This window comes from Pantoea graminicola, from assembly GCF_048452665.1.
GTDB lineage: Bacteria > Pseudomonadota > Gammaproteobacteria > Enterobacterales > Enterobacteriaceae > Pantoea.
The window spans coordinates 1-1,474 of record NZ_JBLWSJ010000022.1 but is presented as its reverse complement, the minus strand read 5'-3'; the positions used below and the strand labels follow the sequence as shown (position 1 = coordinate 1,474).

3 protein-coding genes are annotated in these 1,474 nt (G+C 53.8%); all 3 read left to right on the top strand.

The genetic code is table 11. The features are described 5' to 3' along the window. A partial coding sequence (locus ACNY69_RS21615) for a hypothetical protein (RefSeq protein ID WP_418800349.1) occupies window positions 1–342 on the top strand: 342 nt, incomplete at its 5' end. Between the two features lie 103 nt (window positions 343–445). Beyond that, window positions 446–571 carry a hypothetical protein gene (locus ACNY69_RS21610; RefSeq protein WP_418800346.1) on the top strand — a complete coding sequence of 42 codons (126 nt, stop codon included), beginning with the start codon at window positions 446–448 and terminating at the stop codon, window positions 569–571. Further along, the gene (locus ACNY69_RS21605; protein ID WP_418800343.1) at window positions 568–1,137 is read left to right on the top strand and encodes a hypothetical protein; all 570 of its coding nucleotides are present in this window, start codon (window positions 568–570) and stop codon (window positions 1,135–1,137) included. The genes ACNY69_RS21610 and ACNY69_RS21605 overlap by 4 nt, the downstream gene beginning before the upstream one ends. Window positions 1,138–1,474: the final 337 nt, after the last annotated feature.

Below are 1,474 nucleotides of genomic sequence, written 5' to 3'. Positions count from 1 at the left end.
GGGGTTGAAGGACAGGAAAAGAATGGCCTTGATCCGGCACTGGCTCAGAGCCTGGATTACCTCAAGTTATTGAAGTCGAAGAGCATGAACGAGGAGGAACGTTTTGAACTTCTCACAGGCACGCTGCTGAATATGGCTGAACAAATTTGCAACACTGTTACTGACTGGTCGCGCCCGCGCCCGATGATCCCGCTGGCGTCATTTAAAGCGTGGATTGAGGCTGCTCACATTGTACACGGCTATCCAGACGGGGCAGGCGATGCTGCATGGGAATATGCAAGCAATGAACTGGCTACCACTCTCAAAGCCGGATATGCCATGCATAAAGCGGATATTGCCTGATGAGCAAACAGCAGATGTAAAAAAAGCAGGGTTTCCCCTGCTTTCTTCACCGCCGATATTTACGAGATACCGGCAACATCAAAACCAGAATCTGGAGAGATACATGATTTTTGACATCCAAATCGTCGCACATGCCATCGCGATTGTAAACGCCGTGCGCAGCGGGCACCTGGCACATTTGGCAGCAATGCTGTTTTCGGTAGCACGTCAGGTGGAGGAGCAGCTATGAGCCAGAACGGCGGGCAGCAGCATCCCACATTAAGCACCAGCCTGGTTCAGCAGAACGACATCACCAGAGTGATGGGCAAATATTGTCTGATACGTCTGGATAATGGGGCTGAATCCTTCTGGCATAACGGTCATTATGTCTGCGAGGCCGACGGCGCATATGGCGACACGGGGGTATCAGACATTGCCAGGCTGACTGCGAGGGCAGGCGGTCATTTACTACGATGCATTGATCTACCGGTTCCGGATGACGGGTGGTGCTGGAGTGATATAGCTGAAAACCTGGCTCGCAGCGCGCTGACTGAAACAGTACGGGCCTCCACCATCGTGACAGGTTGCGTAACAGCGCAGGGCAGGGGGATTCACTTCTGCAATCATCCGCTATTGAGCGGCGATAACTCGAATCTATGGTTTCCGATCGGTGATAAGGAAAGCTGGTTTATGGCGGTGGAGAGGATTTTAGTGATAAATGGGTTAGCTGAAAATCTCGCAAGCCTTACTCCGCTTCGCGACGAACCGGGGTATATGGACTGGAGAGCAACCTATAACAGGAAGGTTATGATCTGAATTATCGAGGCCGGTTCATTCCGGCCTTAACGGATATGTCATTGTGGCCATGAGCGGTATGCAAAACCGCGAAAAAGCAGGCAGGCCCTGCGGGCCAGGCAAAACCCGGTGCTGACGCACCGGCTCTCCCCCTCCGCGTTATCTGCTGCCCGCCATTAGTGCCGGATATCTTGCCGCTGTCTGTATGGCGCCGCCGGTTGTGCCGGCCATTGTGCGTTTGCAGCCTCAGCTGATTAAAAATCAACATCAAGGTCAACATCAAGATCGGGGACATGGCCCCCTTCGGCTCCCCGGCGTTGCCGGGTCGTCAGTCCCACTCCGCTAAGCGGCAAGCCGC